This window comes from Streptomyces sp. HUAS YS2 (assembly GCF_033343995.1).
Lineage (GTDB): Bacteria > Actinomycetota > Actinomycetes > Streptomycetales > Streptomycetaceae > Streptomyces > Streptomyces solicathayae.
Genome location: NZ_CP137573.1, coordinates 1,026,252 through 1,052,411 on the forward strand (window position 1 = coordinate 1,026,252; position 26,160 = coordinate 1,052,411).

At 71.5% G+C, this 26,160-nt stretch carries 21 protein-coding genes and 2 pseudogenes; 11 read left to right on the top strand and 12 right to left on the bottom strand.

The genetic code is table 11. The features are described from left to right. Positions 1 to 25 precede the first annotated feature (25 nt). Entirely contained in the window at positions 26 to 1,018 is a 993-nt protein-coding gene (locus tag R2D22_RS04830; RefSeq protein ID WP_318101458.1) for a DMT family transporter, read from the top strand. On the opposite strand, the gene R2D22_RS04835 is transcribed toward R2D22_RS04830, so the two are convergent. Beyond that, complete coding sequence (locus R2D22_RS04835) at positions 899 to 2,164, bottom strand: transglycosylase family protein (protein WP_318101460.1); 1,266 nt, start codon at positions 2,162 to 2,164, stop codon at positions 899 to 901. The two genes, R2D22_RS04830 and R2D22_RS04835, sit on opposite strands and share 120 nt — an antisense overlap. 270 nt (positions 2,165 to 2,434) lie before the next feature. On the opposite strand from R2D22_RS04835, the gene R2D22_RS04840 reads away from it, so the two are divergent. Continuing rightward, a complete protein-coding gene (locus tag R2D22_RS04840; protein ID WP_318109570.1) occupies positions 2,435 to 2,752 on the top strand; it encodes a cupin domain-containing protein in 318 nt (105 codons plus the stop codon). A gap of 375 nt (positions 2,753 to 3,127) precedes the next feature. Here R2D22_RS04840 and R2D22_RS04845 read toward each other — a convergent pair whose 3' ends face one another. Beyond that, positions 3,128 to 3,763: an aspartate/glutamate racemase family protein gene (locus R2D22_RS04845; protein ID WP_318101462.1), complete on the bottom strand. Its 636-nt coding sequence runs from the start codon at positions 3,761 to 3,763 to the stop codon at positions 3,128 to 3,130. A gap of 5 nt (positions 3,764 to 3,768) precedes the next feature. Beyond that, a complete protein-coding gene (gene panD / locus R2D22_RS04850; RefSeq protein ID WP_318101463.1) occupies positions 3,769 to 4,194 on the bottom strand; it encodes an aspartate 1-decarboxylase in 426 nt (141 codons plus the stop codon). 457 nt (positions 4,195 to 4,651) lie between these two features. On the opposite strand from panD, the gene R2D22_RS04855 reads away from it, so the two are divergent. After that, positions 4,652 to 4,984 (top strand): hypothetical protein, encoded by a 333-nt coding sequence (locus R2D22_RS04855; protein WP_318101464.1) that lies wholly within the window; start codon positions 4,652 to 4,654, stop codon positions 4,982 to 4,984. A 674-nt stretch (positions 4,985 to 5,658) separates the two neighbouring features. Here the strand turns inward: R2D22_RS04855 and R2D22_RS04860 are convergent. Then, positions 5,659 to 7,722, bottom strand: a complete 2,064-nt coding sequence (locus tag R2D22_RS04860) for a SpoIIE family protein phosphatase (RefSeq protein WP_318101465.1) — start codon at positions 7,720 to 7,722, stop codon at positions 5,659 to 5,661. A 551-nt stretch (positions 7,723 to 8,273) separates the two neighbouring features. Between R2D22_RS04860 and R2D22_RS04865 the strand changes: the two genes are divergently transcribed. Next, entirely contained in the window at positions 8,274 to 10,940 is a 2,667-nt protein-coding gene (locus tag R2D22_RS04865) for a SpoIIE family protein phosphatase (RefSeq protein ID WP_318101466.1), read from the top strand. 122 nt (positions 10,941 to 11,062) lie between these two features. Beyond that, positions 11,063 to 12,205, top strand: a complete 1,143-nt coding sequence (locus tag R2D22_RS04870; RefSeq protein ID WP_318101467.1) for an ABC transporter substrate-binding protein — start codon at positions 11,063 to 11,065, stop codon at positions 12,203 to 12,205. A gap of 247 nt (positions 12,206 to 12,452) precedes the next feature. Here R2D22_RS04870 and R2D22_RS04875 read toward each other — a convergent pair whose 3' ends face one another. Beyond that, positions 12,453 to 12,599: a hypothetical protein gene (locus R2D22_RS04875; protein WP_318101469.1), complete on the bottom strand. Its 147-nt coding sequence runs from the start codon at positions 12,597 to 12,599 to the stop codon at positions 12,453 to 12,455. A gap of 354 nt (positions 12,600 to 12,953) precedes the next feature. On the opposite strand from R2D22_RS04875, the gene R2D22_RS04880 reads away from it, so the two are divergent. Beyond that, positions 12,954 to 13,796 carry a PP2C family protein-serine/threonine phosphatase gene (locus R2D22_RS04880; RefSeq protein ID WP_318101471.1) on the top strand — a complete coding sequence of 281 codons (843 nt, stop codon included), beginning with the start codon at positions 12,954 to 12,956 and terminating at the stop codon, positions 13,794 to 13,796. A 115-nt stretch (positions 13,797 to 13,911) separates the two neighbouring features. Then, entirely contained in the window at positions 13,912 to 14,931 is a 1,020-nt protein-coding gene (locus R2D22_RS04885; RefSeq protein WP_411976973.1) for an MASE1 domain-containing protein, read from the top strand. A gap of 129 nt (positions 14,932 to 15,060) precedes the next feature. On the opposite strand, the pseudogene R2D22_RS04890 reads toward R2D22_RS04885, so the two are convergent. After that, a pseudogene (locus R2D22_RS04890) lies at positions 15,061 to 15,198 on the bottom strand (transposase family protein); the annotation flags it as partial. A gap of 89 nt (positions 15,199 to 15,287) precedes the next feature. Here R2D22_RS04890 and R2D22_RS04895 point away from each other — a divergent pair. Next, a complete protein-coding gene (locus tag R2D22_RS04895; protein WP_318101474.1) occupies positions 15,288 to 15,494 on the top strand; it encodes a hypothetical protein in 207 nt (68 codons plus the stop codon). An 88-nt stretch (positions 15,495 to 15,582) separates the two neighbouring features. Here the strand turns inward: R2D22_RS04895 and R2D22_RS04900 are convergent. Both R2D22_RS04900 and R2D22_RS04905 read right to left on the bottom strand, forming a co-directional pair. Further along, positions 15,583 to 15,768, bottom strand: a pseudogene (locus R2D22_RS04900) (NUDIX hydrolase); the annotation flags it as partial. A gap of 95 nt (positions 15,769 to 15,863) precedes the next feature. Next, the gene (locus R2D22_RS04905; protein WP_318101475.1) at positions 15,864 to 17,228 is read right to left on the bottom strand and encodes a PP2C family protein-serine/threonine phosphatase; all 1,365 of its coding nucleotides are present in this window, start codon (positions 17,226 to 17,228) and stop codon (positions 15,864 to 15,866) included. A gap of 727 nt (positions 17,229 to 17,955) precedes the next feature. Here R2D22_RS04905 and R2D22_RS04910 point away from each other — a divergent pair. From R2D22_RS04910 to R2D22_RS04920, 3 genes are all read left to right on the top strand, one after another. Further along, positions 17,956 to 18,501 carry a flavodoxin domain-containing protein gene (locus tag R2D22_RS04910; protein WP_318101476.1) on the top strand — a complete coding sequence of 182 codons (546 nt, stop codon included), beginning with the start codon at positions 17,956 to 17,958 and terminating at the stop codon, positions 18,499 to 18,501. Positions 18,502 to 18,621: 120 nt separating this feature from the next. Beyond that, the gene (locus R2D22_RS04915) at positions 18,622 to 19,368 is read left to right on the top strand and encodes an ABC transporter ATP-binding protein (protein ID WP_318101478.1); all 747 of its coding nucleotides are present in this window, start codon (positions 18,622 to 18,624) and stop codon (positions 19,366 to 19,368) included. Positions 19,369 to 19,370: 2 nt separating this feature from the next. Continuing rightward, positions 19,371 to 22,307 carry an ABC transporter permease gene (locus tag R2D22_RS04920; protein ID WP_318101480.1) on the top strand — a complete coding sequence of 979 codons (2,937 nt, stop codon included), beginning with the start codon at positions 19,371 to 19,373 and terminating at the stop codon, positions 22,305 to 22,307. Positions 22,308 to 22,387: 80 nt separating this feature from the next. Here the strand turns inward: R2D22_RS04920 and R2D22_RS04925 are convergent, their stop codons facing one another. The 4 genes from R2D22_RS04925 to R2D22_RS04940 are packed head-to-tail and all read right to left on the bottom strand — an operon-like array spanning position 22,388 to position 26,145. Further along, entirely contained in the window at positions 22,388 to 23,623 is a 1,236-nt protein-coding gene (locus R2D22_RS04925; protein ID WP_318101482.1) for an acyl-CoA dehydrogenase family protein, read from the bottom strand. Next, positions 23,623 to 24,663, bottom strand: a complete 1,041-nt coding sequence (locus R2D22_RS04930; RefSeq protein WP_318101483.1) for a phosphotransferase family protein — start codon at positions 24,661 to 24,663, stop codon at positions 23,623 to 23,625. Before R2D22_RS04930 ends, R2D22_RS04925 begins: the two co-directional genes overlap by 1 nt. Positions 24,664 to 24,709: 46 nt before the next feature. Continuing rightward, positions 24,710 to 25,378 (bottom strand): HAD family hydrolase, encoded by a 669-nt coding sequence (locus R2D22_RS04935; protein ID WP_318101484.1) that lies wholly within the window; start codon positions 25,376 to 25,378, stop codon positions 24,710 to 24,712. A gap of 11 nt (positions 25,379 to 25,389) precedes the next feature. Continuing rightward, a complete protein-coding gene (locus tag R2D22_RS04940) occupies positions 25,390 to 26,145 on the bottom strand; it encodes an SDR family oxidoreductase (protein ID WP_318101485.1) in 756 nt (251 codons plus the stop codon). Positions 26,146 to 26,160: the final 15 nt, after the last annotated feature.

Here is a 26,160-nt window from a genome sequence, read left to right on the forward strand (position 1 = left end):
GCTCCTGAGAGAGATCGTTGACGACATGAGCCCCCTCCTGCTGTCCGTGCTCCTGGCGCTGGTCTCGGCGGTCGCGTACGCGGCCGCGGCGATCGTGCAGGAGCGGGTCGCGGCCTCCTCGCCCGGCCACGTCTACGCACCGCTGCGCAGCCCCGCATGGTGGGGATCGGTGGCGCTGAACTGCCTGGGCGGCCTGCTGCACGTCGCGGCGCTCGCCTACGGGCCGCTGAGCGTCGTCCAGCCGCTCGGCGCGCTGACCATAGTCTTCGCCCTGCCGATGGCCGCGCTGTTCGTCGGGCGGCGGGCGGGCCGTACGGCTTGGCGGGGCGCCCTGATGGCGACGGTCGGCCTGGCCGGGCTGCTGAGCCTCACCGGCGGCGCCGACTCGCAGGCGCCCGCGGGCGGTGAGCGGCTCGCACTCGCGGGGGTCGCGGCGGGCGTCGTGGCGGTCCTGGTCGTCGTGTCCGGACGGATACGCCGGCCCGTCGCGCGCGGCGTGGTGCTGGCCGGCGCGGCGGGCGTCTCCTTCGGACTGGCCTCGGTGTTCACCAAGACCGTCGCGGAGGACTGGACCTCGAGCGCGCCGCTGGCCGAGTGGCCGAGCGCCCTGGCCACCGCCGGGTTCGCGGTGGCCGGGCTGCTGCTCTCGCAGGCCTCGTACCGGGGTGCGGGGCTGGCCGCCCCGCTGGCCACGGTGACCGTGGTCAACCCGGTCGTCGCCGCGGCCGTGGGGCTCAGCCTGTTCGGCGAGACCTTCCGGTACGGCGCCGTGGGCGCCGCGCTCGCCCTGCTCGCCGGGGCGGTGGCGGCGGGCGGCCTGGTCCTGCTCACCCTGGGTCGGACGGCGGACGATCTGGTCCCTGAGCCGACGGGGCGGGAGTCGGCGGGGCGGGGGGTGTCAGATCGAGACGCCGCCCCGGCGGAGGTAGGCGAGCGGGTCGATGTCGGAGCCGTAACCGGGCCCCGTCCGCACCTCGAAGTGGAGATGCGGTCCCGAGCTGTTGCCGGTCGATCCTGACCGTGCGATGCGCTGACCGCTGGAGACGCGCTGGCCCTCGCGCACGGTGAGGGCGGAGAGGTGGGCGTACTGGCTGTAGCGGCCGTCGTCGTGGCGGATGACGATCTGGTACCCGTACGCGCCCGCCCAGCCGGCGGAGACGACCTTGCCGTTCGCGACGGCCTTCACGGAAGTGCCGGTGGGGACGGGGAAGTCCACGCCGGTGTGGTAGCCGCTCGACCAGGCGGAGCCGGCCTTGCGGTAGGGGGTGCCGGTGCTCGCCGAGACGGGGGCGGTGAGTCCGCCGCTCCGGGTCTCGGGGCGGGACTGCGGCTTGGAAACGGGCTTGGTGGCGGTCTTGGAGACGTGCTCGGCCCTGGGCTTGGGCTTGGGGGCCTCAGGGGCCTTGGGCTTGACCTTGGCGTCGGGCGCGGGCTTCGGGGCGGCCTGCGGCGCGGGTCGGGTCGTGGGCGGCGCCGTCGTGGGCGTGCGGAGGGCGAGCCGCTGGCCGGGGAAGATCAGGTCGGGGTCGTCGCCGACGACGCTCCGGTTGGACTCGTACAGCCGCTGCCAGCCGCCGGTGACGTGCTCGTCCCGGGCGATGCGGGAGAGCGAGTCGCCGGGCTCGACCGTGTACATCTCGCGCACGGTCGGCACGGTGGTCGGCGAGACGGGCGGGGTCTGGGCCTTCGGCCGTTCGGCCTGCCGGGGCGGCTTCGGCTGCTGCGCCTTCTTCGGCGCAGCGTCCGGCTTCCGGCCGCCGTTCGGGGCGATGTCCGGGGCGTCACCGCCGCGGGTCAGTCCGGCCCGGACGGAGCAGACCGGCCAGGCGCCGGGGCCCTGCCCCTTGAGCACCTTCTCCGCGATGGCGATCTGCTGGTCCCGGGTGGCCAGATCGGCGCGCGGCGCGTAGCGCGTGCCACCGTACGCCTCCCAGGTCGACTGGCTGAACTGGAGCCCGCCGAAGTAGCCGTTCCCGGTGTTGATGCGCCAGTTGTGGGAGGACTCGCAGGCCGCGACCTTCTCCCAGACATCGGTCGACGCGGCGTGCGCGTCACCCGCCCCGATCAGCGGCAGCGCCATTCCGGCTCCGCCCGCCGCGGCGGTGAGCGAGGCACGGTTGATCCGGCTCGGCTGGTACCGGCGGTGTCGTCCGCGTACGGCCATGGGCCCCCCTTGAACGCGAGCAGCAGCCGCCCAAGGTAAACGTACGGAACAGGCCATGACAAGAGGGTGTGCGGAAGCCCAAACACCGCTTCCCCGCCCCAAGTTGACGGAAGGAAGGATTCCGTGCGGCGCGGCGAGGGCGAGGGGTGCCCGGCGGACGGCAGAGGCCCGAGTTGCGCTCGGTCCGGCAGCCGCAAGGCTGGAACCGACGGCCCGCCCGCCGGGCCCCCGCGCACCAGCAGGGAGAGAACCATGCACGACGAGCGGACCATGCACGATCTGGCGACACTCGCCGACAACCACCTGGCCAAGGCCAGGGTGGACGCCCATGGGCGCAGCGCCGAAGTCGTCCTCCACGACACCTACCTGCGCCAGACCGTGATCGCCCTCGCCTCGGGCTGCGCGCTGGACGAGCACAACGCCCCGCCCGCCGCGAGCCTGCAGGTCCTGCGGGGCAGGGTGCGGATCACGGCGGGCGAGGCGTCGAACGATCTGGCGACGGGCCAGCTGAGCGGGGTCCCCAAGGTGCGGCACGGGCTGCTGGCCCTGGAGGACGCGGTGGTCCTCCTGACGGCCGTCAATCCGTAGCGCGGCGTACGGGGCGCCGGCGGCCGGCGGGGCTCAGGGCGGTCCGTCGGGGCCCGGCTGCGGCGTCGGCTCGGGCTCCGGCACGGGCGCGGGCCCGGGCGGTTCCGGGATCGGGTCAGGCGCCGGCCCCGGAGGCGGGCCGGGCGGCGGCGGCCCCGGGACGGGGGCCGGCGGCTCCGGATGGGGCGGCGAGGGCACCGGTTCGGGCGGCGTCGGGCCCGGCGGCACCGGACTCGGCGGCGGCACCGGCACGGGCGTGGGCATCGGCGGATGGACGGGGTCCAGGTACGGATCGGTCATCACGGGCCTCTCCACTCGGCAGGCCGTACGGCTCCAGGCTCTCCCGCAGCGCGTACCCCCGCCCGCCGGGCCCAGTCACCCGCGGGCGACTCCCGCGGCCGCGGCCAGCCCGGACCGGGGGCTGGACAGCACGGGACGGCGCGTCGTCACCCGCTCGGCGACATCCGCGAGCGACGCCTGGGCCAGCACGATCACCTCCGCCTGATCCTCCGGGACGGCATCGACGACGGCGGCCACGGCATCCAGATAGCCCTCCCGGTCCCCGGCCTCGAAGAGCTCGAACGCGTCTTCCACCAGTCGGGTGGCGATCCGCGGGGTGCGGCTCCCGGCCTCCTCCCGGATCAGCCCGACCGTGGGTTCCAGGGTGCTCGCCACGGAGGCGACGACGACGATCCGGTCCGCCGCCGCGGCCCGGGCGGCCATCGGCCGGTCGACCCGCAGCGCGGGAACGCCGAGCGCGTCCGCCGCCGCCTCGGCGACCCCGCCGATCGTCGAACAGGTGCAGAGCACCGCGGTGGCCCCGGCCGCGACGGCCTCCCCCATGAGCCGGGCGACGTCCCCGGCGACCGCCTCCGGCCCCTCCGCCCGGGCCCGCGCGAGCAGCTCCTCGGAGACGAGGTGCCGCAGTTCGAGCCCGGGGTGGTCCAGATCGCGCAGCCCGTCGAAGACGGGCACATGCACCAGAGAGGTGTGCAGCAGGGCGAGGCCCACGAACGTCAGACCCGCGCCGGCACGGCGTGCGGGCTGCGCGAGGTGTCGCTCCCCGGCACGGGCGCGGACGCGTCCGCGCCCAGCTCCACGATCCGGTTCTCCGCGTCCACATGCACCACCCGCGGCACCAGCGCCCGCGCCTCGGCGTCGTCGACCTGCGCGTAGCTGATGAGGATGACCAGGTCGCCCGGGTGCACGAGATGCGCCGCGGCACCGTTGATCCCGATCACCCCGGAGCCGCGCTCGCCCTCGATGACATACGTCTCGAGCCGGGCCCCGTTGTCGATGTCGACGATGTGCACGAGCTCGCCCGGCAGCAGATCCGCCGCCTCCATCAGCTCGGCGTCGATCGTCACGGACCCGACGTAGTGCAGGTCGGCCTGGGTGACGGTGGCACGGTGGATCTTGGACTTGAACATGGTACGAAGCACGGAGTGACTCCCGATCTGTCTGCTCCCTGCCCGCTTTTTGCAGGTCAAGGGCGGTCTTCGGAGCGTACAACGATTCGCTTGTCCGGTCAGCAGTCCCCAGGTGTCGCAGAGCTCACGCTGACCCATGGCTGACTCTTCCGACGCACCGTCAGGCCAGGTCGGACCATCCTGAACATCCGGTGGTGAGCGGTTCCCGTCCGGTTCGATGATTGCCGTGACACATGCTCCGGGCCTCACCGAGAAAGACCTGCGCCGGTTCAACAGGGCGCGTTCCTTCGAGCGGGGCTCGGCTGTCTGTCCGCGGTGTCCCGGCTGGAGATCGGGGACGTGGCAACGCGACCACGGACGGAAGCGACGCCTACGAGGTCGAGCTGACCGAGGACGAGGACGACGGGCTCGCCGGCTGGTGCGACTGCCCGTACGGCGGGAGAACAATTTCTGCAAGCACGGTGTGGCGGTGGGCCTGGCTGTCCTGGGGCAGGCCGAATCCGTGCCTCGACAGCGGTCGGCAGCCGCGTCGCGTACCCGGCTGCTGGATGCCCGGCTGGAGTTCCGTACCCTCGAGGAATTGCTCGCCCTGGTACGGGAACAGCTCGCAGGCGACTGTGACCTGCGCTGGCACCTCGAGCTGCGTGCGGCCCCCGCCGGGGAGGACACCGGCATTACCCGGGAGCGCATCCTGAGCCTCCTCGACACCCGCTTCTTCGCCCGCTACGGCTACGTCGAGTACGCCGACGCCCGCGCATACGGGCAGCAGGCGGTGAAGGCGGTCACCACCGTGCGGGGCTGACGGCGAGCGGCCGGGCCGCCGACGCTGTGGAGGTGGCCCGCGAGGCCCTGCGGGCCTTGGAGCGGACGTACGGGGAGATCGACGACTCGGACGGACTGATCGGGGACGTCGCGAACGGCCTGGCCGAGGCCCACCCGGAGGGCCTGCCTGACCGCCCCGCCCGATCCGGTGGAGACCGCCGGGTGGCTCTTCAGCCACCTGCTGAACGACGCCAACGACACCACGGACACGGACCTGTTCGACTACCGGTAGCTGCCGGGTGGGCCCGGGCATGGCCCGGGCCCACCCCTTGGTGGTGGCCGCCTGGCGGGCCGACCCAAAGGGGTGGGCGGAGAAGTCCCTCATGGAACGTCTCCTGAAGGCGGACGGCGGCAGCGTGGACGCGCTGGTCACGATCTACGCTGCGGGCCTCGCCCCGAACGGCCACGCCCACCTCTTGATCGCCAGGCAGATGGAGGCGGCGGGCCGCACGATCGAGGCCCTGGAGTGGGCCGAACGCGGCATGCGGGAGGCCGAGTCCGCCTGGGGACCGGACGAGAAACCGGCCGCCTTCGCCTGCGAACGGTGCGCGCGGACCGGCCACCCGGCTGATGCGGTCACCGTCCGCCATGACCTGCGGCGGCCCGCCGGCCGCGTACCAGCAGCGGCCAAGACACACCGGACTCAACGCCTCCTCAACGGGCGCGGCGGACGCGGGCGAGGACCAGAACCGCGTCGTCGGCCGGCTGGGCGGGAAGCAGGCTCGCGAGGATGCGGTCCGCGGTTGCTTCCAACGGGCCTGGGGGCCGGCCCAGTTCGGCGCGCAATGCCTTCAGGCCGACCTCGAGGTCCGCGTCTCGTGTCTCGATGAGGCCGTCGGTATACAGGGCGAGACTCGCGTTCCCGGGGAGTTCGATCTCGATCGTCCGGAAAGGACAGCCGGCGACGCCGAGAGGGATTCCCAGGACGTCGTCGATGGTCTCCACTGTGCCGTCCGGCCGGAGTACCAGGGGCGGGGGGTGGCCGGCGCTGGCGATCCGGGCTCCGCCACTCTTCGGGTCGTAGACGATGTAGAGACACGTCGCCAGCTCGATGCCGGCCTCCTGGGCGCATGCGTCGAGCTCGGTGAGGAGGTCGTCGGGCTCGCTGTCGTGCCTGGCCAGAGCCTTGGTGGTGATACGAAGGCGGCCCATGGCTGCGGCGGCCGAAACACCGTGCCCCATCACGTCGCCCACCACCAGAGCGACTCGGCCGTCGGACAGGCTGATCACGTCGTACCAGTCTCCGCCGACCTCGGTGATCCGACTGCCGGGTACGTACCGGTGGGCCACGTCCACGTACGGGCTGGTCGCCAACGCGCTGGGCAACAACGCCCGCTGCAGGGTGAGGGCGATGTCCTCGACGCGGCTGTACAGACGGGCGTTGTCCAGGCAGATCGCAGCCCGTGAGGCGAGCTCACCGGCCAGGCTGACATCGTCCGGGGTGAAGGCCCGCCGGCCCGTGGACCGGCCGAACATGGCGATTCCCTGGACCGTACCCCTGGCGATGAGCGGGGCAACGAGGACGCAGGCCAACCCGCTCTCGGCGAAGAGCCGTGAGCGTGACTCGACGAGGACGGTCCGGGCCAGGAACTCCTCGTTCACCACGGCGGAGATGGCGCGACCGGTCCTCAGCATGTCGTGGATGACGGAGCCGGGCGGATACCGCACCGTCTCCACCCCGCTCACGAGTTCGGTGGCCGGAGGGGGCAGGATCGTCCCGGAGGCGATCCTGCGGGTGAACAGCGGTCGCGCCGGGTCAAAGTCCTCTACCTCGTCCATCCACTCCACGACTTCGACCACGGCGCCGTCGCAGAAGTCCGGCATTGAAGCGTCGACCAGCTCCTGGGCGGTGACGTTCACGTCCAGGGTGGTCCCGATGCGAGTGGAGGCCCCGTCCAGCAGAGCCAGCCGTCGACGGCTGGCGGCGGCTTCCAGGATGGCCTGTTCCCGGTCGGTCACGTCCAGCATCAGCCCGCCCACTCCGGGGCGCGAGCCGACCGCCTGGCTCAGGGGGAAGAAACTCACCGACCGCACCTGATCACGGTCCGGATGCCCCCGCGGACGCATGCCCACCAGGGTCCCCACGACCGGTGCTCCGCCCAGGGCGACGCCGCGGAGCATGCGCTGGTACTCGCCACCGTCGGACATGATCATGATTTCGTCCATGCGCCGCCCGAGGTGGGCCTCGATCGGCAGACCGTCCATGTCGGCGAGCGCCTGGTTGAGGTGGACGTACCGGAGGTCCTGGTCGAGCATGACCAGACCGATGGGGCAAGTCTCGAAGAGGGCGTCGAGGAAGGCGAGGTTGGTCTTGACCCGATCGAGCTCGTCACTACGGCTCGCCAGGACCATCACCACCGAAGGTCCGCCGGATCCGGTCACGGAGAAGGCCCGGAAGCCGCAGTCGAAGACGGTGCGGTCACGATGCCGGACCGGCAGCCGCCCCCTCCAGTAACCCTGGGTCCGGCCTCGCTCGGTCAGCCGGGAGCACGGATCGGGGGCGCCCTGGGGCCCGTCGGCGAAGAGAACGGCGCCGGGCTTCGACAGGACGGCGGTGGCGTCATATCCGAAGAGGTCCCGCGCGCCGGGCCCCCAGTAACAGACGAGGTCCCCGTCATCGAGGCCGAAGACGGCCACGGGCACGTGCTCCAGCAGCGTCCCCGGCTCGGACCAGAACGGGCCGTGGGTCTCCTCGCCCCCCGGCCGAGCCGATGGCACGAGATGTCCCCTTCCACTCGCCGTTCCATCCATTATCCGGACACCACAGGCATTCCGCGGCGCGAAGTGCGCCGTGGCGAGGACCGAGCCGAGAGAAACGCCCCCGGCCGCCGGTGGCCGGCTCGGCGCAGCAGGGCGGAAACGGCGGCGGCCACGTCGTAGCGCTCGTCCCGCCCCCCTCCACTTCCCTGAACCAGCATCACTTCCTGCACGGCGTGTGGGCGTGGGGATCCACATCAGCGCGGCGGCGGCCCGGATCCCGCCCGCGCCCCCCACGCGCCGCGCAACGCCACACCCTCGCTCTGCGGAGGGGGACCCGGATCGCCGGCTCGGCGACCGTCGCTCCCCGCTGCCGACGGCCCATAGAGGTTAGAAAATAAAGTATGAGCGACCTACTTGGACGCGTCCGACGTCGGCTGCTCGGCTCGACCACGAGCTCTTCCTCTCCCCCTCGGCGTCCCCGCTCAGGAAGCCACCAGGAGCGTCAGGAGCACCCCCAGCCCCCCGAGGGAAGGGCGCGGCGGCCGCAGCGTCTGTCCTCCCTTCTGAGCGTGCGCAGCGTGGCCGGCGAGGTGTTCCTCCTGCAGCTGGCCGTCGTGGTGCTGCTCGTCGTCGCCGCGGTGGTGGCGCTCGTGGTGCAAGCCCGGAGCGCCGGCATGGAGGACGCCCGGCACCGTACGCTCGCCGCAGCCGGAACGTTCGCCGAATCTCCGGGAATCGTCGCGGCCCTGCGCAGCCCCCATCCGACCGCACTGCTACAGCCGAGCGCCGAGGCGGCCCGGAAGATCGCCGGGGTCGACGGCATCAACGTGTACACGCTCTCCGGGGTCACCCTCGCCCACAGCGACCCGCGGCAGATCGGGAAGCACGTCGTCGGCCCCTTCTCCAAGGCGGCGGCAGGCCAGTCCTTCACCGAGACCTTCGAAGGGTCCCTGGGGCAGTCCGTGGTCTCCGTGGTCCCCGTCAAGGACTCCGACGACCGCGTCATCGCCATCGTGTCCTCCCCGGTCACGGTCCAGAACGTGCAGAGCATGGTGAACCGGCAGCTGCCGGTCGTCCTCGGCAGTGCAGCCGCGGTGCTCGCCCTGTCCGCGGGCGGAACCGCCCTGGTGAGCCGTCGGCTGCTGCGCCGGACCCATGGCCTGGGACCGGCCGAGATGACGAGGATGTACGAGCACCACGACGCGGTGCTGCACGCGGTGCGAGAGGGCGTGCTGATCGTCGGCGGCGGCGGACGGCTGCTGCTGGCCAATGACGAGGCGCGGCGGCTGCTGCGTCTGCCCGTGGATGCGGAAGGCCTCCCCGTCACGGACCTGGGTCTGGAGGAGGAGATCGCCGAGCCGATCGCATCGGGCCGTTCCGCGACCGACGAGCTGCACATGGCAGCCGACCGGCTGCTGTCGGTGAACATCCGGCCCACCGCCCCCTACGGGCAGGCCGGGACCGTCGTCACGCTGCGGGACACCACCGAGCTGCGGGCGCTCTCCGGCAGGGCCGAGGTGGCCCGCGAGCGGCTGAAGTTGCTCTACGACGCGGGGGTGCGGGTGGGAACAACGCTGAACGTCGAGCGCACTGCGGAGGAGCTGGCGGAGGTGGCGGTCCCGCGGTTCGCCGACGTGGTCACGGTCGACCTGCTCGACCCGGTGCTGCGCGGCGAGGAACCGACCGAGCCGAGCACCGAGATGCGCCGCACCGCCGCCGTCGGCCTTCAGGGCGACCACCCGCTCTACCCCGTCGGCAGGCTGATCCGGTTCGTTCCCACCAGCCCCATGGCGGCTGGGCTGGCCGACGGCCGTGCGGTCCTGGAGGCGGACCTGCGCACCACCCACCGCTGGCGGACCCAGGACCCGGCCAACGCCCTGCGGATCCTGGACCGCGGCATCCACTCCTTGATCGCCGTGCCCCTGCGGGCCCGGGGCGTGGTGCTGGGGATGGCCGGCTACTGGCGGGGGCAGGACTCCCCGCCGTTCGACGAGGAGGACGTGTCCTTCGCCGAGGAGCTGACCGCGCGGGCGGCACTGGCCGTCGACAATGCCCGCCGCTACACCCGCGAGCACACCATGGCCGTCACCCTGCAGCGCAGCCTGCTGCCCCGGGGCGTACCGGAGCAGTCCGCCGTCGAGGTCGCGCACCGCTATCTGGCTGCCCAGGCCGGTGTGGGTGGTGACTGGTTCGATGTCATCCCGCTGCCCGGCACCCGGGTGGCCCTGGTGGTCGGCGACGTCGTCGGCCACGGTCTGCACGCAGCCGCGACCATGGGCCGCCTGCGCACCGCCGTGTACAACTTCTCCACCCTCGACCTGCCCCCGGACGAACTCCTGAGCCACCTGGACGAGCTGGTCGCCCACATCGACACCGACGAGCAGGAGTGGCAGGGGATCACCGGAGCCACCTGCCTGTGCGCCATCTACGATCCCGTCTCGGGGCAGGTAACGGCCGCCACCGCCGGGCATCCGGGCCCCGCTCTGGTTCACCCCGACGGAACCGTGTCCTTCCCCGAGGTGCCCGTCTCCCCGCCGCTGGGCCTGGGCGAGGGCCTGCCCATGGAGACCATGACGGTCACCCTGCCCGAAGGCTCCCGGCTGGCACTCTTCACCGACGGGCTGATCGAGAGCCGCGACCGCGATCCGGACGCGGGCCTGGCAGCGCTGCGCGCCGCCCTGGCCGGGCCCGCCCGCACCCCGGAGGAAACCTGCACCGCGGTGATCGACGCGATGCTGCCCACCAGGCCCAGCGACGACGTCGCGCTGCTGGTCGCCCGCACCCGCCGACTGGACCCCGCGCGGATCGCCGAGTGGGACGTGCGCCCCGACCCTGCGGCGGTGTCCCCCGTGCGCAACGCCTGCGCCCGCCGACTGGCGGAATGGGGCCTGGAGGAGATCGCCTTTACCACGGAACTCATCCTCAGCGAACTGATAACCAACGCCATCCGCTACGGCACCGAGCCCATCCGGGTGAGGCTGCTGTACGACCGCAGCCTGATCTGCGAGGTCTCCGACGGGTCCAGCACCTCCCCGCACCTGCGCCGGGCCGAGGCCACCGACGAGGGCGGTCGCGGCCTGTTCCTCGTCGCGCAGTTCGCCGAGCGCTGGGGCACCCGCTACACCGCCCGCGGCAAGATCATCTGGAGCGAGCAGGCCCTCCACGACGGGGCCGCACCGCCCGCGATGGATCTCGGGGAGGCGCTCCTGGCCGGGTGGGACGACGAGGGGCTCTGAGAACGCGCCGGTACGGCAGCCGCAGGGAAGGTAGCGGACACCACCGTCTTGGACTGCGCCGCCGAGGCCGCCGAACGTACGCTGGCCTCGATCAGTACGCGACCGCCCGTTATGGAGCCTTTGTGCCCACACCTCGTCTCCGGACAGCCTTCGTCGCCGCCTGCCTGGTCCTCGCGGCGCCCCTCGGCGCCTGCGGAGACAAGCCCACCACAGCGCCCAAAGCACCCGCGGTGGCCACGTCCGCCGCGGACGCCGGCGGCATGGCAGCACTGACCACAGCGGCGAAGAAAGAGGGCTCGCTCAACACGATCGCGCTCCCGAGCGACTGGGCCAACTACGGCTCAGTGATCGACGGCTTCGAGAAGAAGTACGGGATCAAGGTCACGGTGGAGAACCCGGAAGGTACCAGCCAGGACGAGATCAACGCCCTGAAGGAGCACAGGGGCGGAGGCCGCGCCCCCGATGTGATCGACGTGGGGGGCTCGTTCGCGCACTCCGCGGCACGGCAGGGCCTGCTCGCTCCGTACGAGGTCGCCGCGTACGACGAGATCCCCAAGGAACAGAAGGACGACCGGGCCCGCTGGTACAACAACTACGGCGGTTACATCTCGATCGGCTGTGACGCCAAGCGCGTCAAGACCTGCCCCGCGACCTTCGCCGACCTGCGCAAGCCCGAGTACAAAGGCAAGGTCGCGCTCAACGGCGACCCCACCAAGTCCGGCTCCGCCTTCGCCGGGGTCTACGCGGCGGCCCTGGCGAACGGGGGTTCCTTCGACGACATCCAGCCCGGCATCGACTTCTTCGCCGAGCTCAGCAAGAACGGCAACTTCATCCCGGTCGAATCCACCCCGGCCACGATCGCGAAGGGCCAGACCCCGATCAGCATCGACTGGGACTTCCTCAACCTCGGATACGCCGACGCATTCCGCCAGAATGGCACGGACGTCGACTGGCGGACCGCCATCCCCTTCGACGGCAGCTTCGCCCAGTACTACGCGAACGGGGTGAACAAAGACGCTCCGCACCCCGCGGCGGCACGTCTGTGGCAGGAGTACGTCTTCAGCCCGGAGGGCCAGAACCTCCGGCTCGGCGCCTATGCACGCCCCGTCCTCATGGACGCCATGGAGAAGGACGGCACCCTCGACAAGGCCGCCGCCGAGAAACTGCCGACGGTCGAGGGCACGCCGACGTTTCCGACGGAGGCGCAGAGGGAGAAGGCAAGAGAGACCGTCAACCGCGGCTGGGCCGAGGCCGTCTCGAGCTGAGGCACCGTGCGGCTGTGGGACGTGGCCTCCCAGCAGCCGCTGGGCACCGCGCTGCCCGGTGCGGGGGACGCCGTCCTGTCCTGTCGCTCGCGTTCGGCGCGGACGGCCGCACCCTGCACGCGGCGGGGGCGCGCGTCCCCGTCCAGACGTACGACATCGACCCTGCGCGGGCGGTCACCGAGGTGTGCCGCCGCGCCGGAGGGGCGCTATCGCCCGCCGAGTGGCGGACGTACCTGCCCGGCATCCCCTACCGGAAGGTGTGCTGAGCGGCGCCCGCGAGACCGGCCGGCGCGCCCGGCAGCGCGTCGAGCAGGCCGACGGCCGCGCCGGCGGCGAGGAGGACCGGTGCAGAACGCTTCGCGCCCAGGGGGACGAGGGTGTGGTTCGTGGTCATGCCCGGCGTCCTTGGGGCCGCCGGTGCCTTGCCGCCAGGTCAGGCAGGCACCGGGCGCCGGGTGCGGCGGGTGCGGCGGGTGACCGCCGGGCGAGTCGCGCGGCGTCGGCCTGCTCGGTCCGGACGGGGTCAGGGGCGGGGCGATGCCTTCGATCTCGCCGAACCGCTTTCGTTTCCGGCGGTGTGGGGTGACCCCGCTGGGATCCACCGCGTTCTCCGCCGATGAGATGCGGACGTCGTCCCCTCCGGGCAGAGTAGGGAAGGAGCTGTTCGTACCCAGGTGGTCCCCTGTGGTCCCGCGTGCTGGAGACGGGACGGAGTGATGCGAGGATTGTCGTGGCGTCGGAGTGATCGATGTTCCGCAAACGGCCGACCGACAATAGCGAGGACCTTCTGGTCCGGCTCGGGTCGCTGACCGCCAGAGCGCGGGAGTTGGCCGAGACGCAGCGTTCCCGTGTCGAGTTCGCCTTGGCCCTGCAGCGTGACATGCTGCCCTCGGACCTGCCCAGTTTTCCGGGCGCCCGGCTGGCCGTCCGCTATGAGCCCGCCAACCACGGGCTCAACGTCGGCGGTGACTGGTACGACGCCTTCTCCCTGCCCGGTGGGCAGATCGGCATGTCCATCGGTGACGTGCAGGGGCACAACATCGAGGCCGCCGCCTTCATGGGACAGGTCCGCGTGGCACTGCGCGCGCTGGCCTCCGTCACCGGAGACCCGGGAGAGCTGCTCGGTCGCACCAATGACCTGCTGATCTCTCTGCGCGCCGACCTCTTCGCCACCTGCACCTTCCTGCGGCTCGACCCCGCTGCCGGCACCCTGGAGTGCGCTCGGGCCGGTCACATCCCCCACATCTGGGCCACCACCGACGGCCGCTCCGGCATCGACGACAGCGAGGGCGGGCCTCCGCTCGGTGTGCTCCGCGACGTCGACTACCCGACCACGCGCCACCGGCTCACCGCCCACGGTGTCTTCGTCCTCCTGACCGACGGGGTGGTGGAGGGGCCCTCGCTCCACGTCGACGAGGGTCTGGACCGGGTGACGCGGCTCGCCGGGATCACCGCTGTCGCCGGGCTGGACGTCGACGCGCTCGCCACCGCCGTCATGAAGCTGGCGGCCACGGTGGGGCACGAGGACGACGCGGCCGTCCTGGTCGTCGGCCATGACGGCGGTCCGGCCCGGTCGGCGGCCGAGGAGTGAGGGAGGGGGCTCGCCTCGGGCCGGGTCGGTCCTCGCACCGGCCCGGCCCGTGCCGTAAGGCGGGGCCCGACACGCAGGGGTCCTTGCCCGGTCGTGGCGGCCCGGCCGGTGTCTGATGGCTGACGTGTTGGATACTCGGCGGTTCCGGCCCTCTACGGAGGCGGCTCTGATGTCGCTGGCCGTGACGGTTTGCTACTACGCGGCCGGACGACTCGGCCTGATGGGCCGCCTCGTCGTCGAAGGCGTGGTGGTCACCCCCATCTGGCCGCCCACCGGCGTCGCCGTCGCCGCCCTGCTGGTGCTCGGCGCGCGGGTCTGGCCTGGGATCGCCCTCGGCTCCTTCCTCGTCATCGCCTCCCTCACCGCTCCGGGGCCCACCACGGTGGTCACCGTGGTGAGCAACACCGTCGCGCCGCTCTGCGCCTTCCTGCTGCTGCGACGGGCCGGCTTCCGGCGCGACATGGCTCGGCTGCGGGACGGACTCTCCCTGGTCTTCCTCGGCGGGTTCGGCGCCATGCTGATCAGCGCGACCGCGGGGGTCGGACTGCAGGTGGCGAAGGGCTCCCTGGACAAGAGCGAGTTCTGGCCCGCCTGGCTGGCCTGGTGGGTGGGCGACACGATGGGGGTGCTGCTCGTCGCCCCGCTCCTGCTCGTCCTCGCGGGGCCGGCCGGACGGTTCCGGTTACGGCGCTGGAAGGAGGCGGCCTTTCTGGGGCTGACGACCCTGGTCCTCATGCCCATGGCCGTGCTCAACCCGATGAGCATGCTCTTCCTCGTCTTCCCCCTGCTGATCTGGGCAGCGCTCCGCTTCCAGCTCGCCGGAAGCATGCTGTGCGCGCTCTTCGCCTCCGTGCTCACCACCTTCGAGGCGACCTCCAGGCGGGGCGCGTTCCTCCACCTGACGGACGTCGAGATCATGGCCAAGCTCCAGGCGTTCAACGGTTCCGCCGCCCTGACCGCCCTGCTTCTCGCCTCCGTCATCACCGAGCAGCGTGCGACCCGCCGGTCGGTGCGCCGCGCCTGCCAGGAACTGGCGGAGGTGCTGGAGCACCTCGCGGCGGGCGAGCCCTCGCCGGGTCCACCCGGCACCGCCGAGAGCCGGGCAGCACCACCCGGCGGGCACCGGGATTCGTGACACCCACGCCGGAGCCGGCGCAGGGATCAGGAGCCGTACAACAACTGCAAGGCATGGGAACTGTCTCCGGCGCTGGCAAGCTGGTGCGTGATCGCGTTGGAGATGCACGGTCCTGAGCTGGTGGTTTTGTCACGTGGTGGTGTTGCGGTCGGAGACGAGGCCGGGGATGGCCCGGTAGGTGTCGGGCAGGACCTCTCGCCGGTGGGTCCAGCGGGTCAGCTGCCTCCAGCGTTTGTGGTCGGCGAGCGCGTGCTCGACGGTGATGGGACGCCGCCCAGACCCTCTTCGGCAACAAGTACGTCGGCACCGACCACGTCTTCCGCCTCAACGGCCCCCGTGTCGAAGCGTTCTCCGGCGTGGACGAGGAGGTCTTCCGACTCCTCGCCAGGGGCGACATCGAGGAGTGCCGAGCCCTCGTCCACGCGAGCCGCGACGTCCGCCCCCGCCTCGCCTTCGACAAGGACTGGGGCGGTCCCGTCTCCGTTCACGCCGACGGCTCTGTCTTCGCCCTGCGGCTGCTGCCAGGGCTGGACGAGGAGCCCCGTCCGGACTCGGCTCGCTGACGCCGGAACGCCGCCAGGGTTGGCTCCTCTCCGTGCCGGCCCTGGTCGCGGGTTGACGGACCTGAAGGCGTCAGAGCGATGCCTCAGCTCAGAGACTTCCGGCGCTGATGGCCCCCCGTAGGACGTGGGCGATCTCCTCGGGCTTGAGGTCGATGCCGTCGAGCCCCTCCAGAGTCAGCGGGACCTCCTCCAGCGCGTACTCGCCGCGGCCTTCGGCACTGAACTCGGGTCCGGTGCGGTCCTCGAAGGACCAGGTCGTGATGCGGGCGAGGTAGTGTCTGCTCCCTGCCTACTTCACGCAGGTCAAGGGCGGTCCGCGGATCGTAAGACCATTCGCTTGCCCGGGCAGCTGTCCCCAGGTTGCAGGACTCACGCTGGCCGGTTGCCGACTTGGGGAGCAGGGTCCGGGTCGAGGGGGATGCGTAGGGCGAGGATGGCCAGGTCGTCGTGGCCGTCGCTGGGGTGGTGGTCGGCCAGCGTGTTCACGAAGTCCTGCAGGGGCAGGTCGACGTGGGATGCGGCAAGTTCGGCGAGTTGGGCCATGCCCTCGTCGACCGACTGGGCGGGGTGTTCGATCAGCCCGTCCGTGTAGAAGACCAGGGTGGCACCCGGGGGCAGGGGGTACGTTTGGTCAGGGCGGTGGTGTCCGGTGTTCACCGCGAGGGGTAGGCCGGGTTCGGTGTGCAGGTACTCCGTGTTCCGGTCGAGGGTGATCAGCAGTGGTGGGAGGTGCCCGGCGGTGCTCCAGTGCAGTCTCCAGCCCTGGCCCGCGGGTTCGATGCGGGCGAGGCAGGCGGTGGTGACGGGCAGGTCGGTGATCGCGTGCAGGGTGACGTCGAGCTGGTGCAGGACGGAGCTGGGCGGGGTGAGGTGGTCGTAGAGCAGGGCCCGCAGCATGCTGCGGGTCTGGGCCATGGCGGCCGCCGCGTGCAGATCGTGGCCGACGACGTCGCCGATGACGACGGCGCAGGCGTTGTCGGGCAGCCAGATGGCGTCGTACCAGTCTCCCCCGAGGTGGCCGGGCGTGGGGGCGGGCCGGTACGTGGCAGCTGCGGTGAGGGGATGCAGGTCGGGCAGGGTGGGCAGTAGGAGCCGCTGGAAGTGTTCGGCGCTGTCGCGGACCTGTTCGAAGAGGCGGACGTTCTCGACGGCGATGCCGGCTGCTCCGGCGAGGCTGATGACGATGTCCTCGTCTTCGCGGTCGAAGGGCTGGCCGTCACGGCGTTCGGAAAGGTAGAGGTCGCCGTAGATGGTGCCGCGGACGCTGACGGCGACGCCGAGCAGGGTGCCCATGTGCGGGTGGCCGGGCGGGAACCCGACGGAGGCGGGGTGGGCAGCGATGTCGTCGACGCGCAATGGCTCGGGGTGGTGGATCAGGTGTCCCAGGACGCCGCGTCCATGGGGGAACTCGATGTCAGACAGGTCGGCGCGCTCGGACTCCGACAGACCGGCGGTGATGAACTGCTCCAGTGCCTGGCCGGACTCGTCGAGTACTCCCAGGGCGCCGTAGCGAGCGCTGACCAGTTCCATGGCGGTGGTGACGATGCGGTGCAGCACCGCGGGCAGGTCCGTCTCCCGGGTGATGGCCAGCACCGCGTTCAACAGCCCCTGCAGCCGGTCCTTGGCACCGGCGAGTTCCCGTAGCTGTGCGGCGATCTCCTCGAGCCGGCGATCCAGCCGCGCCTGCAGGTCGATGTACTGCTGCTGCTCCGGCTGTTCCTCCGCTCCCCCCATCACGAGCGCCCGGCCGTGCGGTGTCCGGTCTTGGTGGCGTCGGGCCGGTAGGCATCGGTGTCCGTCCGGACCGGGGTTGCCTGGAAGGTGATCCGGGGGGTCATCCGCTCGTGCCCTTCGTCCTTGCGTGAGTCCTCTTCACCGGCTTCAGCAGCAGCCGGTCGAACGTGTCCGGCAGTGAGGTCCGCACCTACTGCGCCAGCCACCTCCTCGTCCTCGCCAAGGCCGGAGTGACATGCCTGCCCGTGCCCGATGTCGCGATCAACCCGAACAGAGTGAGGCCGCCAAACAGCCCAAACCGTCTATTACGCCACAGGCGGCATGTCGCACGCGTCACACGACGGGTCCCGAGGGAAGCCTCGAAGCAGCAGAGGGTCCATTAGGCCCAAGCGAGATGCCTGTCCTGTGGATCAGACTGGTGGTATCGGATCTGGGAGGTCCGTATGAAAAACCAGCCGAGCGTCACCGCGACAGGCGAACCTCTCCTGCTCGACGCGGCCCTGCCCGAGTTCCGGTTCTCCCGCGGGGAGTGCGCCGTGACAGCCGCCGCGCCGGACGTCGTGTACAGCGCAGCCCGTGATCTGGACACGCTGTGTGGAAGTCTGCTCGACGCATTCATGTGGGCGCGTGGCGTGCCGGACAGAGAGGACCTGGAGGCCCAGCCCGGGGGTTGCCCTGGGAGAGCTCGTGGGGCGCGAGAAGGAAGCACCTGAGGAGATGAGTCGTCATGCGTGCCGTGATCGTTTACGAGAGCATGTTCGGCAACACGCACGAGATCGCCGACGCGATCGGAGAGGGCGTGAAGGAGGCGCACCCGGACGCCGAGGTCGAGTGCGTGGCAGTGGCCGACGCGCTACCGGAGCGCATCGGCCCCACCGACCTGCTGGTCGTGGGCGGGCCGACCCATATGCGCGGCATGACCACCGGAATGAGCCGGAAGATGGGGCTGAAGGCCGAGAAGCAAGGGGCCGAGAAGCAGGAGCGTCCTTTCACCCCCGAAGAGGGCGCCGAGGGCCCCGGCGTCCGCGACTGGTTCCATGACACGCTCCCGAAGGCCCACACCGGTACCCATGCCGCCGCGGCCTTCGACACCAGGGCGGACATGCGTCTGGCCGGCGCCGCCGCCGGCGGCATCGCACGTCGGCTGCGCGGCCATGGCTATGAACTCGTCGCGGAACCGGAGGGATTCATCATCGAGGACACCGAAGGACCGCTGCGCGCCGGCGAACGGGAACGGGCGAAGGCGTGGGGCGCGGCCCTCCAGATCGCCTGACCGACGGACAGTCCTCCTCGCCGTGACCGCGACAGGCGCCGGCACGCCGGCCGCCACCTCCGTATGGCGACGCGCCCGGGCGACCCCGGACGCCTGACCGCATTCCTTCCGGAGGTTGGTATGCAATCCATGGCCCCCGACCGGGCACTCCTTGTGGCCACCGGGGTACGCAAGATCTACCGGACGGGCTCCGTCGAGGTCACCGCCCTGCTCGACCTGGATCTCGTCGTGCGCCGCGGGGAAATGGTGGGGGTCATGGGGCCGTCGGGTTCCGGGAAGACCACGCTGCTGAACTGTCTGTCCGGGCTCGACGACATCGACGGCGGCCGGGTGGAGGTCGACGGGCACGACCTGTTCGCGATGTCGGACGCGGCGCGCACGGAGCACCGAGCCCACACCATGGGCTTCGTCTTCCAGGCGTTCAATCTCATCCCCGTCTTCTCCGCGGTGGAGAACGTCGAACTGCCCCTGCTGCTCGTGGGCACCCGGCCGCGCGAAGCACGTGGCAGGGCGCTCTCCATGCTCGACCGCGTGGGACTGGGCCACCGCGTCGGGCACCGGCCGAGCGAGATGTCCGGAGGCGAACAGCAGCGGGTGACGATCGCCCGCGCCCTGGCCGGCCGCCCGGCCATCGTGTGGGCGGACGAACCCACCGGGAACCTCGACAGCGCGATGGCCGACCAGGTCATGGACCTGCTGTGCGAGCTCAACCGGGACGAGGGCCAGACGATCGTTCTGGTCACCCATGACAGCGCCATCGGCGCGCGCGTCCCCCGACTGATCCGCATGCGCGACGGGCAACTGGTCGACGACGTCCGCCAGGCCGTCCCCGCACGGGCCGTGACGCCCGACGTCCCTCTGGGCTGACCATGTACCCGAACCTCCTGGTCCCGCTGCTCACCGCCCTGGCCCTGGCCCTCGTGGCCCTGGTGCTGGTCGCGGTCCGGCAGCCGGTGTCACGGCGCCTGGCCTTCCGGCAGGTCGCTCGCCGGCGCACCGAGGCGGCGCTGGTGATCGGCGGATCGATGCTCGGAACGGCCATCGTCATCGGGGCCCTGGTCGTCGGCGACACCCTGAACTTCTCCGTGCGGCAGGAGGCGTACCGCACCCTCGGACCGGTGGACGAACGCGTCGTCGCCGCTCCGGGGCCGACCGGCCGCGCCGTCACCGAACGAATGGCCCGCCTGGCGGGAGATCCCGACGTCGACGGGGTCCTGAACGCCCGGGCGACCCAGGCATCGGCCGTCAGCACGGCCGACGGCCGCACGGCCGCCGAACCGCGCGTCCTGGCCTGGCAGATGGACTTCGACGAGGCCTCGCGCTTCGGCTCCCCGGGCGGGGACTCCGGACTCGGCGGACCGAACCCGAAGCCCGGCCAGGTCGTGGTCAACGAGCCGCTGGCCCGGTCTTTGAGCGTGGGAGCCGGGGATCCGATCACGCTGTACCTGTTCGGCGCGCCGCAGACGTACCGGGTCGAGCGCGTGGTCCCGGAGCAGGGTCTGGCCGGTGTGGGCCTCGGCGGCAGGCTGAACCGTGACGTCTTCCTCCCACCGGAGGCGCTGGAGTCCACCGCCCGGGCCGCCGGTGCGGAGCCCCGCTCGGTCACCTTCGTGTCCAATCGAGGCGGCGTCGAGAGCGGCGAAGCCCTGACCGACCGCGTGACCGCGGACATCCGGCAGGCGCTGGGCCCGCTCGCCGGCCAGACGGCGATCGAGACGCCGAAGCACACGGTCCTGCGGGACGCGAAGCAGGCCGGGGACTCCCTGGGTGCCCTGTTCCTCATGATCGGCAGTTTCAGCATCATCGCGGGCGCACTGCTCCTGGTGAACATCTTCGTGATGCTCGGCGAGGAGCGGAAGTCCCAGATGGGCATGGTGCGGGCCGTGGGGATGAAGCGCTCGCGGCTGGTCGGGTCCTTCACCCTCGAAGGGGCGACGTACGCGCTGCTGTCCGCCCTGCCGGGAGCGGCCGTCGGGGTCGCCGTCGGCTGGGGCGTCGCCGTGGTGGCGGCGCAGATCTTCCAGGGCTGGTCGGTCGGCGGAAGCAGCATCCGCATCGCGTTCGATGTCACCCCGACCAGCGTCCTCAACGGACTGGCCATGGGTCTGCTCATCGCCTTCGCCGCGATCCTCGCGACCAGCGTGCGCATCAGCAGGTTCAACATCATCGCCGCCATCCGCGACCTCCCGACGACGCCCGGTAGGCGACCGCGCCGCCGTCTGCTCGCGGTCTCCACCGCCCTGGCGGTCCTGTGCGCGTTCGCGGCCGTCCCGGCCGTGGCCCGCAGCCAGCCCGACGCCACGTACCTCATGCCGGCGCTCGCCCTCGCCTTCGCCGCTCCGGCGCTGCTGCGCGTCCTCCCCCGGCACACGGTCACCACCTCGGTCGCGGGAGCCGTACTGGCCTGGACACTCCTGGCACCCGTCGTACGCCCGCGGATCTTCGACACTCCTTCGATGTCCGTGTACGTCATCCAGGGCGCCCTGGCCGCCTTCTCCGCGGTGGTGCTCGTCAGCGACAACCAGAGGACGCTGCTCCGCCCCGTACGCCGATTCCTCCAGCGCCCGACGGAGGGTGGCCTGGCGGCCCGCCTCGCGGTCGCGTACCCCTTGGCCAAACGATTCAGGACCGGCGCGACCCTGGTGATGTACACGCTGATCGTGTTCGTCCTCGTGCTCCTGACGGAGATCTCGGGCATCCTCCGCGCCGGAGTCGACGGAGTCGTCGCCGACGCCACCGCCGGATACTCCCTCCGGCTGGACTACAACCCGCAGGTCGCCGGGGACCGACTCGGCGCCGAGCTGCGGACCGGTCCGTCGGCTGCCGGGATCGCCGCCGTGACACCGCTGATCAACGCCATGGGACGGGCCACCGACCCGGGGCACCGCAGCGCCCAGCCCCTCGACGTCGCCGCCGTCGGAGTGCCCGACGGAGCGATCACCGGCATCACCTTCCGCGAACGACTGCCCGGCCTGGCGGACGACCCCGCGGTGTGGCGGGCTCTCGCCTCCGACCCCCGCTACGTCGTGCTCGACGGCTTCTTCGGCAGCACCGGCGGCCCGGCCGGCGACTACTACGACCCCGGCGACACCCTCACCCTGACGGATCCCCGCACGGGCCGCAGCGAACAGAAGGTCATCGCCGGCGTGCTCAGCAACGGGTTGGTCTTCTACCCGGGCACCGGAGCCAGTTCGACCACCTACCCCGTGGTGATGGGCGAGCGGGCGACGCGCGCGCTCTTCGGCGCCCAGGCGCAGAACGCCTCCGCACTGGTGAGAACCGCTCCCGGAACCTCCCCCGACGCGCTGGCGACCCGACTCCAGGGCGAACAGCTCTCGTCGAGCCTGGTCGCCACGCCCATCGAGTCGGACATCCGCCAACAGTTCGACTCCAGCACCGCCTTCTTCCGCCTCATGCAGGGTTTCCTCGCCCTCGGCCTCGGCGTGGGCATCACCGGCCTCGGTGTCGTCATGGTCCGAGCCGTCCGCGAACGCCGCCGCACCATCGGAATCCTGCGCGCCCTCGGCTTCCGAGCGCGGACCGTGCAGCGGTCCTTCCTGTGGGAGAGCACCTTCATCGCCGTGGAAGGAATCGTCCTCGGATCTCTGCTGGGCGTGCTCACCACCCGGCTGATGTACAGCAACAGCGCCGCGTTCGAGGGGCTCGAAGGAGGATTCCCGGTCGAATGGACCAGCATCTGCGGCCTGGCAGCGGCCACCTTCGCCGCGTCGCTCCTGGCCACGATCGGTCCGGCACGGCGCGCGGCCGCCATCCGCCCCGCGCTCGCGGTCCGCGTCACCGAATGAAGGACAGGGCAGACAGGCCCGGCCTCCCGGCCGGGCCGGGCCTGCTTCTGCACCACGAGCTCACGGACCGGACAGGTCCGTCACGCGCGCGACGCGCGCTTCGCGGCCTGGTCCCGCAGCTCGCTCTTGGCCAGGGCGTTCTTGTGGACCTCGTCCGGACCGTCGGCGAAGCGCAGGGTCCGGATGTGGGCGTACATGTTGGCCAGCACGAAGTCCTGGGACAGGCCGCCGGCGCCGTGGACCTGGATCGCCTTGTCGAGGATCCACTGCACGGTGGCCGGGGTAGCGATCTTGATCGCCTGGATCTCGGCGTGCGCGCCCTTGTTGCCTACGGTGTCCATCAGCCACGCGGTCTTGAGCACGAGCAGCCTCAACTGCTCGATGCGCACCCGGGATTCGGCGATCCAGTCACGGATGACGCCCTGCTCGGCGATCGGCCGGCCGAAGGCGACGCGCTCGTCGGCACGGGCGCACATCAGCTCGACGGCCCGCTCGGCGATACCGATCGAGCGCATGCAGTGGTGGATCCGGCCCGGGCCGAGCCGTGCCTGGGCGATGCCGAAGCCGTCGCCCTCGCCGCCGATCAGGTTCGCGGCCGGCACCCGTACGTCGGTGAAGGTGAGTTCGGCGTGACCACCGTGCTCGCGGTCGTCGTAACCGAAGACCTCCATCCCGCGGTGGATCTCGAAGCCGGGGGTGTCCCGCTCGACGAGGATCATCGACTGCTGCCGGTGCCGCTCGGCGCCCGGGTCGGTCTTGCCCATCACGATGAAGATCGTCGCTTGGGGGTTCATCGCCCCGGTGATCCACCACTTGCTGCCGTTGATCACGTAGTTGCCGCCGTCACGCACGATCGACGTGCCGATGTTGGTGGCGTCGGACGACGCCACGTTCGGCTCGGTCATCGCGAACGCCGAGCGGATCTCCCCCGCCAGCAGCGGCTCCAGCCAGCGCTCCTTCTGCTCCGGGGTGCCGAACATGTGCAGCACCTCCATGTTGCCGGTGTCCGGCGCCGCGCAGTTCATCGCCGGGGGTGCGAGGTGCAGGCTGCGCCCGCTGATCTCCGCCAGCGGGGCGTACTGGAGGTTCGTCAGTCCCCCGCCCTCCTCGCCCGGCAGGAAGAGGTTCCACAGGCCGCGCTTGCGGGCCTCGGTCCGCAGCTCCTGGAGGACGGGGACCGAGTCCCAGGCCCAGGGGTCCGTGAGTGCGGCGAGCTGGTCGTGGAAGACCGCCTCGGCCGGGTACACGTACTGGTCCATGAATTCGAGCAGGGAGGCGCGCAGCTCCTCGGTCCTGTTGTCGAACTGGAACTCCATCAGTGCGTCTCCTTCAGTGCGGAAAGGCCCGCGTCGAGCAGCGGATCGATGGCCTCGCCGAGGGTCTCGAAGCCGTCCCCGACCGTCTGGCCGCTGCGGTGGCGGTAGTGGATGCCCTCGATGATCACGGCGAGCTTGAAGGCGGCCAGGCCCAGGTGGAAGCCGAATCCGGAGAGGTCCCGGCCGCTGCCCGCGGCGTAGCGCTCGACGGTCTCGGTCTCGGTGAGGTAGCCGGGCGCGCCGGCGACGGTGCTGACGCCGGCGGCGTCGCCGACGACCTCGCCGAGCCGGTTGTAGACGACCATCAGCGCGAGGTCCGACAGCGGGTCGCCGAGCGTCGCCATCTCCCAGTCGAGCACCGCCGTGGCCCGGTCCTCGTCGTCGACCAGCAGGTTGTCGAGTCGGTAGTCGCCGTGCACGATGCCGCTCCCCGACTCCTTCGGGATGGCGGCGGCGAGCCGGCGGTGGAGCTCGTCGGCGGCGGGGAGGTCCCTGCTGTACGAGGCGTCGAGCTGTTTCCTCCAGCGGCGGACCTGGCGCTCCAGATAGCCCTCGGGGCGCCCGAAGTCGGCGAGACCGACCGCCGCCGGGTCCACCTGGTGCAGCGTGACGAGGGTGTCGACGAGCCGCTCCGAGATCAGCCGCGTGCGCTCCTCGCCGAGCGGGGCGAGCTCGGCCGCGAGCCGGTACGGGGTGCCGGCGCAACGCGCCATCATGTAGAACGGCGCGCCCAGCACCTCGGCGTCGTCACAGAAGCCGAACGTGTACGGCACGGGGACGGCGGTGTCGCGCAGTGCGCTCATCACGCGGTACTCGCGGCCCATGTCGTGGGCGGTCGCCAGCACATGGCCGAGGGGCGGGCGGCGGACGATCCAGGTGGTGGCGCCGTCGGTGACCCGGTACGTGAGGTTGGACTTCCCGCCGGCGATCAGCGTGGCCGACAGGTCGGAGCCGGCTCCGGGGACGTTCGCGCCCAGCCAGCTGCCGAGCCGGACCAGGTCGAGGCCCGTCGGGGAGGTGGGGAGGTCGGGAAGGGACATCACGGCACCACCACGGTGACGGTGTCGGCCGCACAGACCGGGTGGGTCATGCCGGTGCTCCGTTCAGCGAGGCGCGCAGGCCCGGGACGAGGGCGGCGAGCGCCGCGCGGGTGGAAGGGGCGTCGACGTGCAGGTGCGCCCGCATGCCGACGGCTCGCGCGCCGAGCACGTTGGGCTCGGCGTCGTCGATGAAGAGCGCGCGCCCGGGGACGACACCCAGCCCCTCGAGGGTCAGTTCGTAGATCGGGGCCAGCGGCTTGCGCAGGCCCACCTCGCCGGAGACGACGACCGGGTCGAACAGTGCGTCGATCCGCTCGCGCGGGTAGGTGTTGCCCCAGCTGTTGGACAGCAGGGCGACCCGGACGCCGAGCTCGCGCAGCTCCTCCACGAGCCCGAACATCGCCGGGTCCGGGCGCATCCCGGCGAACAGCCGGGAGAGCACGCCGACCGGGTCGACCGGCCGGCCGTCGATCGTGGTGAGCTCCGCGGCGAGAAGCGCGTCGAACTCCTCGACGCCCAGCTCACCGGTCTCCAGGCGGTGGATCGGAGTGCCGAGGGGCGCACTGCGCGACATCCAGGCCTTGAGGGTCCGGGAGAACGACTCCGGCTCGATGCCGTCGGCCTCGAGCCAGGCATCGATGGACTGCTTCACGGGCCCGGTGAGAACACCCCCGTAGTCGAGGACGACGGCCTCGACCAGTGCGTTCGGAGACACGTCGGCGCTGGTCACTCGGCTGCTCCGACGAGCGTGACGCCTCCGTCGATGACGACGGTCTGGCCGGTGAGCCAGGCGGCGTCCTCGGACAGCAGAAAGGCGACGACGCTGCCGATGTCCTCGGGCTCGCCGAGCCGCTTGAGCGGGTAACCGGCGGCAAGCTCGGCCTCGCGGCCCTCGTACAGGGCGGTCGCGAACTTCGTCTTGACGACGGCCGGCGCGACGGCGTTGATTCGGATGTCCGGGGCCAGCTCGACGGCCAGCAGCTCGGTCATCGAGATCAGCATCGCCTTGCTGGCTCCGTACATGCCGATCATCGGCGCCGGCTGCACACCGGAGACCGAGGAGACGTTGACGACCGAGCCGCCGTGCTCCTTCATCCACGCCCCGTGGACCGTCTGGGTCCAGGAGAGCGCGGCGAGGCAGTTGATCTCCACGATCTTGCGGGCGGCCGCCAGGTCGAGCTCGATCATCGGGCCGTACACCGGGTTGATGCCGGTGTTGTTCACCAGCAGGTCCACGCTGCCGAACGCCTCGATCGCGCGGCGGACCGTGTCGGCCTGGTGCTCCTGGTCGTCGGCCTTGCCGGCGACGCCCAGCGCGTACGCGGGACCGCCCAGAGCGGCGACCGCCTCGTCGAGCGTGTCCTTGGTGCGGCCGGTGACGACGACCCGGGCGCCCTCGGCGACGAGCCGCTCGGCGATGGCGAGGCCGATGCCTCGGCTGGCTCCGGTGACGATCGCGGTCTTGCCCTCGAAACGCTCCATTGTTCCACCTCTCTT